Annotated in this window: 8 protein-coding genes and 1 pseudogene; 8 read left to right on the top strand and 1 reads right to left on the bottom strand. The window is 28.4% G+C overall.

Translation table 11 applies throughout. The features are described 5' to 3' along the window. The 3 genes and pseudogenes from N4A55_RS09385 to N4A55_RS09395 all read left to right on the top strand — a co-directional run. A pseudogene (locus N4A55_RS09385) lies at positions 1-1230 on the top strand (hypothetical protein); the annotation flags it as partial. Positions 1231-1245: 15 nt separating this feature from the next. Further along, a complete protein-coding gene (locus N4A55_RS09390) occupies positions 1246-1893 on the top strand; it encodes a hypothetical protein (RefSeq protein WP_293755439.1) in 648 nt (215 codons plus the stop codon). 468 nt (positions 1894-2361) lie between these two features. Then, entirely contained in the window at positions 2362-3510 is a 1149-nt protein-coding gene (locus N4A55_RS09395; protein ID WP_293755441.1) for a hypothetical protein, read from the top strand. A gap of 51 nt (positions 3511-3561) precedes the next feature. Here N4A55_RS09395 and N4A55_RS09400 read toward each other — a convergent pair whose 3' ends face one another. After that, a complete protein-coding gene (locus N4A55_RS09400; protein WP_293755443.1) occupies positions 3562-5016 on the bottom strand; it encodes a M23 family metallopeptidase in 1455 nt (484 codons plus the stop codon). A gap of 561 nt (positions 5017-5577) precedes the next feature. Between N4A55_RS09400 and N4A55_RS09405 the strand changes: the two genes are divergently transcribed. The 5 genes from N4A55_RS09405 (at position 5578) to N4A55_RS09425 (ending at position 9098) form a co-directional block, all read left to right on the top strand. After that, complete coding sequence (locus N4A55_RS09405) at positions 5578-5898, top strand: helix-turn-helix domain-containing protein (protein ID WP_293755445.1); 321 nt, start codon at positions 5578-5580, stop codon at positions 5896-5898. 585 nt (positions 5899-6483) lie between these two features. Beyond that, the gene (locus tag N4A55_RS09410) at positions 6484-6654 is read left to right on the top strand and encodes a hypothetical protein (protein ID WP_293755446.1); all 171 of its coding nucleotides are present in this window, start codon (positions 6484-6486) and stop codon (positions 6652-6654) included. Between the two features lie 11 nt (positions 6655-6665). After that, positions 6666-7310, top strand: a complete 645-nt coding sequence (locus tag N4A55_RS09415) for a hypothetical protein (RefSeq protein ID WP_293755448.1) — start codon at positions 6666-6668, stop codon at positions 7308-7310. Next, positions 7238-8293 carry a hypothetical protein gene (locus tag N4A55_RS09420; RefSeq protein WP_293755450.1) on the top strand — a complete coding sequence of 352 codons (1056 nt, stop codon included), beginning with the start codon at positions 7238-7240 and terminating at the stop codon, positions 8291-8293. The genes N4A55_RS09415 and N4A55_RS09420 overlap by 73 nt, the downstream gene beginning before the upstream one ends. Further along, positions 8253-9098 carry a hypothetical protein gene (locus tag N4A55_RS09425; RefSeq protein ID WP_293755452.1) on the top strand — a complete coding sequence of 282 codons (846 nt, stop codon included), beginning with the start codon at positions 8253-8255 and terminating at the stop codon, positions 9096-9098. Before N4A55_RS09420 ends, N4A55_RS09425 begins: the two co-directional genes overlap by 41 nt. The last annotated feature ends 136 nt before the right edge of the window (positions 9099-9234 follow it).

The following is a 9234-nucleotide window of genomic DNA, read 5'->3' on the forward strand; positions in this document are numbered from 1 at the left end:
ACAAAGTTTTTTGAGGATATTGGAGTTCATATAAATAATAAGGATTACTCAAAGTCAGTAGTTGAAGATGAGAATACGTTGGAAAAAGATGTATTGGATGATTCAGTAATAAGTACATATAGTAAATCAGAGTCAGAGAGTATTTTGGGTAAGGAAAGATATTATTATAATGAGAATAGAATAAAGAAATTGCAACAGTATATTCAAGAAAAAGGATTAAATGTTGATGTAACAGGTCAATTAGATAGAGCTACTTTCCAAGCTTTACAAATGATTGGGATTAATGATTTAATGGAAAATGGGGTTATACAAGAGGATAGTTATAGAGGGGACGGTTTGAACTTATATGCATACGTACAGAATAATCCTATAAACTACATAGACCCAAGTGGACATTGCAAAGAAAAAAATTATGGGAATGGGTTTATTACAATAAGCGGTAAAAAAATTCCAATTTACATTCCAGAATATTCAGATGGTTTAAATGCTAATTTTAATAATGATGGTTGGAATAATAATTTAACTAAGACTATAACAGATTTAGAATTAAATTGGGTAAATGCAATAGGTCATTTTGGTGATACTATTGAAGAGGATAAAGGTATTCCTTATAAAGAAGTTGGTAATAAACAAATTATGGATTATGGAAATTTTACTGGTGGAGGAAAAGTACAAGGTACTCTTTTCGCATTGGAAATTGTAAATACAGCTATAAAAAACACTACAAGGAATGTACTATCTATTACAGTACAAGAAAAAAATGAGCAAAAAAGAGCCATCATTCAAGCTGGTAGTTATAATAATACTTTGATGAAAAAAGCAGGTAAAACATACAATAAACTTGCCTTTGGTTACTGGGCAGAACCTGGACATAATACTGCTGTAAAAGGATTAAATGATTACTTAACATCATGTGGATATGGTGAGTATGTGGAAGGAGAAAAGCATACTAATGTTAGATTAACAGTTGACAGTAATCATGCTAATGATCCATTTGTGGGTTATATTGGAGTTAATGATGATGATCAATTAACTATGACTCCTAAATTATATAAAGATGATAATGCTCAAATAATTAGTGAAAAGACTATTCTGTATCAATATTATACTGGAAAATATGATGTAAAATATGACATGTATAATAACCTAAGAGAATCTGGGACAGGTGTAATAAAAAATAGTAAGATAGTAAAAGATGCTAGCAAACAATTTGAATTTAGTAATAAATAGGAGGTCATATATAAAGTGGAAAATCAAAATGAAGATAAAAATATTCAAGATGTAAACGAATGGATAGAACATCAATATGACCCAGGACACTATTTAGGAGGGAATGTTCCCCCTGCATATAAAAATCCAGCTAATAAAAAAGCACTTGGTCTATTACTATTAATAATAGGTCTTGGTGTAGGAATAATATATACCATAATATTTATAATAGCATTAAGTGAAATGGACGAAAAAATAGGTTTGATTGTATTTTCAATCTTTGCTTATAGTATTTTTATCATACAGATTATTGGTGGTATAAGAACTTTATCTAAAGCATATTCTGAAGAACATTTTAAAAAAATAAAGAAGCGAATCATTCTTAGTAGTGTTTTAATAATTATTATGATTGGTATAGGTAGAATGTCAATAGAACAATTTAAACTTATAAAAACAGTTGAAATTACAAATACTAATTCCTTTGATATTGAAGAAGTACAGTTTAAAAAATATGTGTATCTAAAAGATAAACAAATAAAACTTGAATGTAATGAAGATAATTATGGTATACTTTGGGAATATAAGGTAGTTCCAAACGAAAATACTAAATATATTATAACCTATCAATACTACTCATTTAATCAAAAAAAAGGAACAGTATTAAAAATAGAAATAAAAAACTAATAAGTACTTATTAATAAATGTGTCCTACCGATAGGACACATTTATATAAATAATAATCTAATCTATATACTAGTGAGATATTGTTTTAAATAACATATAATTATATTATATAAGATATAAGGGGATGAGTAATCTTGATTAATAACAGAGGATAGTTATTTAAGATAACAACGATCCATTAACCTAAATACATATTATTACATGAGTAATCCTATCATATACTTACCGCTGTATTGATTATCCATATGGTATTACGTACAAGGCAATAAATAAACTTAGTTACAAGCAATGCGAGTATTCTATTTATTAGAAACTGATAATAAAAATACAATAGCATAAAATCATGTAATAGATTATATAGATATAATGTATATTATGAGCTGTAGAATTCAGATAATATTAAATATTTATTGTTTACTTTAATTGTGTGATTTGCTATAATAAATAATATTTTTAGGAGGGAATCAAATGAAAAAAGTATTTATTTTAATTTTAGTTATGATTAATTTGATAGGGTGCGAGCAAAATATACAGAGAAAAAATACGAATCTAAACACAGATTCTCAAACACAGATTGACGAATCAAACGTAAATGAGAAAACACCAGATATTAAAAATAATATAGAGATTAATAACAACAATAGAACAATACAAACTAATTATGAATCTCCATCTTATAATATTAAATTAATTAAAGAAAAGACATATCCTGAACATAAATATTACTCACCCGATAGAAAGAATTACATCCGTATAACTTTTAGTTCATTTGGTAGTTTGTTTACCAAAAAACTATATTTAAACGAATCATCCGAATTAATAGAAATTATTGGGTGTGATACTGATAACAAGAAGGATGTTCCGGTTTATTGGCTTTCAAATAATCAAGTATTAATTCGAGGTCAATACATTCTAAATATTGATGACAATAAAAAAACTAAGCTAAAAATAGATGCTTTCTGTAAAACAGATGAATCATTTGATTATGAAGTTACTTATGCAGTTAATCCGTCAGGAACTAAGATTGCTTATTTGTTTACTGAGGATAATTACCTTAAGATATTCCTATATGATACTAATACTCATAAATATGCACAGATACAAGATTATAAGTTTGATACTTTGCCATATGATACTTGTCTTCTATTTGATGATAAGAATAATTTATATTATAACATTGGTAATGGTGATAAATTTCAAATTATGAAATATAATTATAAAGAGGAAGAGAACAAATTATTTTTTAAAGAAAACTACACAATTATTGCTATGTCATCTAATTCAAGATATTATATATTATGCTATTGGGGTAATGGAGATTATAAAATTTATGATTCTGTAGAAGATAATATTATTTTTTCTGCACAAACTCCATATTGGTATTACAATAATGATTCATTTATCTATTACGATACAGAAAGTGAAAGCATTAATATTTTTTTATATGAATCTTCTATAGAAGAGAAAGTAATTAATATTAAAGAGCTTAATATCGTAGATAAACCATATATTATTTTTGATTTTATAAATAACTACTATACAGCTTTTATTGATAATTTCCCCTTAGACTTTGAAGTCTATCAGCCATCAGGAGTAGTTTATAGCATAGAATACTAAATAAAAATAGAACTATCTTATATGAATATCAAGATAGTTCTATTTTATTAATTATTGAATAATAGTACCATTGGTGCGTATAACTTCTTGGAAGTCATAATATGTTCGAGAGCTTTTTGTTGCTGAAACAATTGTTGCATTTTGTAACGCAAGTGCAGAATGGCTAGAATTAGCCTCATCAAAGTTAACAATATGCTGTGAACCACTGCTATAATATCCATAAGGACTATTACTTTTCGCACCAGTATATACTCCCAAATGAATGTGAGGTCCCCAATTTCCACCAGTTGCTCCCATAAAACCAAGTGTTTGACCAGCTATAACATTTTTTTTATCAGTTGTGTTGACAGTAAATGAATTGGCTTTCATATGAGAGTAAAAACTATAAAATTCTTTGTTACCTATTTGATGCTTGATTTGAACCATATATCCATTTTTACCAGAATATCCAGCAGATATTACTGTACCACCAAATATTGCTTTTACTGGTACATTATTACCTTCTTTAAATAAATCATGACCTAAATGACCTTTTAAATTAGTATCTAAATCATTAAATGCTTGATTCATTTCATAACCATCTCTATATGGATTATACCAATTCCCTACTGAACTTACTATATTAGGCTGATTCTTCACCTTAAATGGTTGCAAATATTTAGAATAAATATAACCTTGTTTTAAACCACTACTAGTAGAGTACTCAATTTTAGTAAAAGGCCCTTCCTCATCTAATACGGTTACTTTTTCTTCAAAACTAACAGAACCATAATACTTACTGGAATAAAAATCTGGTTTTTCTCTAATCCGTGTTATCTCCCCTTCTATCCCAGCTATAACATATGCCTCACTTACATTTGGATAATTTTTGCATCTAATTAAATAATTTCCTGTACCAGAATAGCCATAAACTCTGATAAAGTACTTGACACCTTCTATTACAGGCTTATTTGATATTAAATCAGCTTGTCCACTTCCTTTGCTTGAACTACCTATAAGCTCACCTGTTTTACTTCCTTTATATACTTTTAAATCCACATCAAGAGTAGTTAATTTTGGCTCAAGATAAAAGTTAGCATTTCCATTTTCTTCAAATTGCACATAATACCAGTGTATATCTTTTGCATTAATATGCTTAATTATATTTTGATCCTCATTAATATTTTCATCTTGTGGCTGGGATTGGTTCATTGTACATTTTAGAATGAAATCTCCTGCACCAGAACTATACTGTACATCCATGCGAATCCATTCACCAGCTGTTGCATTATATTCGATTCTTTCAACATCACCCTGACCACCATTAATACTAATTGCTAGATTTTCATCATTTCTATTATAAATGTATAGACTAACATCCAATCCGCTTGTTGGATCTACTTCAAAAACAGCTTTTCCTGATTGAGTGAATTGGATATAAAACCAATTATCTCCATATGTATTTAATGAACCTGTATATGGTATGTTAGGCATAATCCTAGTTGGGTTATTAAAATCTTTTGACATGTGTTATCTCTCCTTTTTTATATTGTTATACTTATTTATTTTGTGACGCATCACGTTTGCTGACCAGCTTGTTAAATATTATCATCATCTTTAACGACATTTCCACGACAACATTTTTTATTAACTCCTTTTTATTTTAGGATAGAGGGGATAATTGATTATTTAAGGATTATACCAGGGGATGAGTTATCCTAAAGAGCAGTGTCTTAATTGATAAAGAGCTAAACCGTTAAGCCTCTCATTTAAAATCATTGAAAGATAAAGAAAAGGTTACTTTGCCTTACTGAAGAAGCGAAGTAACCTTTTCTATGCTATAAATCTATAAAGTCCATCCTAATTCTTCTCATTCACCTTTGCCCTTTAAGATAAAAGAGAGGATTAACAGAAAGGGGTTGTATGAACCTTATATATTTCTGTGAAGATATATTACTGATGGGAATAACATCAATACATAGAGTGAATAATATTTATTATAGCAAATATAACCTATTAATTCAATAATAACTTATAACTTCATTAAACTTATAAGTTATTATTGATATATTAAATAGGGTGATAAAAATGATAGATTATAAACTGATTGGCAAGAGAATAAAAGAAAGTAGAAAATTAACGAAATTAACACAAGAAAATGTTTCAGAAATACTCAAAGTATCTCCTGAATATATCAGTCGAATAGAGACAGGAAAAGCAAAAATCAACCTTGAAATGCTTGTGAAAGTGAGTAACATCTTCAATATCTCTCCAGCCTATTTATTAACAGGTATAGACACGCAATCTACTGACTACTTAAATCCTGAAATGAATGCGTTGTTAAAAGATTGTCCACCTGATAAAATCAAAGCAATATCAGAAATGATAAAAATAATTATAAACCTATAATAGAGAGAACGTATCAGACAGCAATCTGGTGTCAAGGATACGTTCTCTCTATTATATTCTTCTATTGAATATCCATAAAGTGAATTCCCACAGGGTCATAAGCCTATGAAGTGTTTTTAAGGTCTTTTGGCGGGGAAAAGAATTTCAAGGTCTTCCTTATGGGTCAAAGACCAAGAGACAACAGCTATAAAGTACAAGTTTGAATATAAATTAATTCTTTTATGATGTATTTTAATTTGTCTGTCGGTTTATAGAGAATATAAATGACATTATATAATATGATAATATACACGATTAGCATTATGTATTTTAATAATTTATATTTCTATTGTTTTTTTGCTTGTTGTGATAAAATTATACATATTAATACCATATATAGATATTTATAAGATTATATATCTATTAACTAAATAAAATTTATGATGTTAATATTGAAACCGATTGGATAGTAAATATGAAAGATTTTCATGGCTCACCTAAGAGATGGTATCGTTAGAATTAAGGCTAACGCCTTGCTATAAGGAAAAGAGAGGCAATACAGAAGCGGTTAGACACTTTGATGTGGTATAGAAATGGAGGGATGTTATGAGTAATGAAGCTTTATTAAGTATTGTGATTGGGGTTATCCTAACGGTTATTGGTTATTTTATAGTAACCAAGAGAAACAAACTTAAGATATCTCAAAAAAATAAAAAAGGTAGTAATACAATTTCTAATTCTACCTTTATAAATGATAATAATGCACCAAAAAAGTAAGGGGTTAGATTATGAGCTTAAAAAACTTAATTCCTCAACTGGATGAAGGAAAAAGAATTGTAATTCAGCAAAAAAATAGAACTGGTGAAAATCAAATTGAAGATAGTCAAATTGCAAATCAAATAACCAATATAACTATTAATGTTGATGCTAGTAATGTGGGTTTGCTAAGAGAATTGCTAGGTGATATCTCCTTTAATGAGTCTACTAAAGAATTTAAAGAAAATATATTACCAATTGAAAAGCTAATATCTGATGGGAAGACTAATCTTGCTATTGATAAGTTCAATGAGTTAATAAAATCGAAGGACTTTCCAAAGTATTCAAAAGATGAAAAATTTCTTGTTTACAACGGATTATTGAATTGTCATGTTAATAATCAAGCTGACGAAAGTGAGATTATTAAGTGGTCATCTAAGATTGAAGTATTAGGTGAAGTAAAAGAAATTCATCGATACTACTATATCAAGGCTATTTGGAAGTATAATTTAAAAGACTATAAAGTAGCCAAAACTTTGAACAATCAAGCTATTAAAGCTAAACCAGATTATATAAATGCCCTTTCTTGTGATTTTTTAATTAGATGTATGCTGATGAAATCACTTATGAAGAAGCAGTTGCAGGGCTTAAAGAATTACTTAAGACTCCTGACCTAAAAACAGGAGAATTGGCTTCTATTCATGGCTTTATTGGAGATACTGCTTTTAATAATCAAGACTTCTTTCTTGCAAAGCGTAGTTATAAAGAATCTAATGATTATTCACAGAGTTTAACGAAAGAGATTGGATATGCAATCTGTATATATCATGCTTCCATGAAGAATATTAAAGAAGATTATCGTATTGATTTACAAGATATAGATTATAAGATGTTACGTGAATCAGAAAAGTTGCTTGAAGAGATTTACTTAGATAGAACTGATGATACAGTTGATACTATTGCTAAAATATCTTTTCCTTATTTATTTAATATTTACTCTTTAGAAGGTAAGTTTGATGAAACTATGGATATTGTGAATGAGTGTTATAACTACATTGATTTTAATAATGAGAATCTTGTTAGGTTAGTTGTACAAGCACAGGTAATAAATAAAGAGTATGACTCTGAAATATTCGCTTACCTAGGTAAATATGATAAAATTAAATATGAATCATTTTATTATGAACGATGTGAAGATTTTAAAAAAGCATATCAGTTAGTATTACAAGCTATTGAAGGTAAATATTCTGATGATAAACTGTTGCAATTATCATTACTTAATTGCTTACAAGGACTAGATCGGTTTGATGATTACCTTTATTATTTTAAACGGTTTATGCAAAAAGAAACTGATGAAGTTTTGTGGTTGAATTATATAGAATACTTAGATAAAATCAGAGAAACCGAAACAGTAATAAGCGAACTGAAAAAAATCAAACATATTGCAAATAATCCTGTTGTTATCAATAAATTATTACATTTACTTGTGGAATATAATTTGTCAGAAGAATTGGATGAATATTTTACTAAGGTTGATAGTGGTGAGTATCCAGTAATTGAGGATAGTATGTCTCAAGTAATCTATCAAAAGCTTATGCATTCCCTTAAGAATGATGATTATGATACTTTCTACGAGCAATATGGCATTAAATTTGGATGATTTAAAACCAATTGATAGATGGGTATTAACAGTCAATTACTATACTTGCAAAGGAGACTTATCAAAATGTGGAGAGTCATATTTTGAACTCTTTAAAGAGAGTAATAATCATATGGATTTGATGAGGGCTGTTGAGCTGAAAGTAAATACTAATGAAATACCTGTTGCTAATTTTTATTTAGAAAAAATAAATCCTATGGAGTTAGAGAAGCCTGAATATTATTATATGTATTCTGCAATAATTCTTAAGGAGAGAGGTAAGCTTAAAGACGCTTTTGAAAAACTTGACGAATATAAAGAACAAGTTCAAGATGATTTAGAATCACCGTATCATCAATTCTATTCTGGCTTCAATATGACTAATGGAAGAACTAATGAATCTGTCAAGTACATGGTCGAGTATCATAAAAAGAATCCTAATCCTACATGGTTTAAAACAATCCAGCATTCTGAAGACGAAACTGGAGAAGAACTACTAACGAAGATGGAAGAATTAGTTGGTAAAAGGCAGGATCTAACTCAACTTAATCGTTTTTTCAATTTAGGCCTTATAGGTGTTTCTGTTTATGAAAAACTAACTGGTAAGAAGATAGAAGAAATGGTTTTCGACCATCGTTACCCATTTACTAAGTTGAATATATGTATTGGGGATGTCAGAAATGTAATACAGAGATCAAAAGAACTGAGTACAAAATTATTAATTGACGTTAATACGTTAATTGTTTTGGCTAAAGTAAATGGTCTAATTTTGTTAGATGCATTTGATGAAATACTAATTAGTTATGATAGTATTAGTATTCTGTAAGCGTCAAACCTTGCACACATACTAATGCTAATCTCTATCTGGTATAATAAATAACAAAGCCTCACCTATAGTTGTTATATAAGTAGAGGCTCTGATGGTATTATTTTTTGATAGGTACTTTGCAATCATTAGGTAA

Source organism: Vallitalea sp. (assembly GCF_025211055.1).
GTDB lineage: Bacteria > Bacillota > Clostridia > Lachnospirales > Vallitaleaceae > Vallitalea.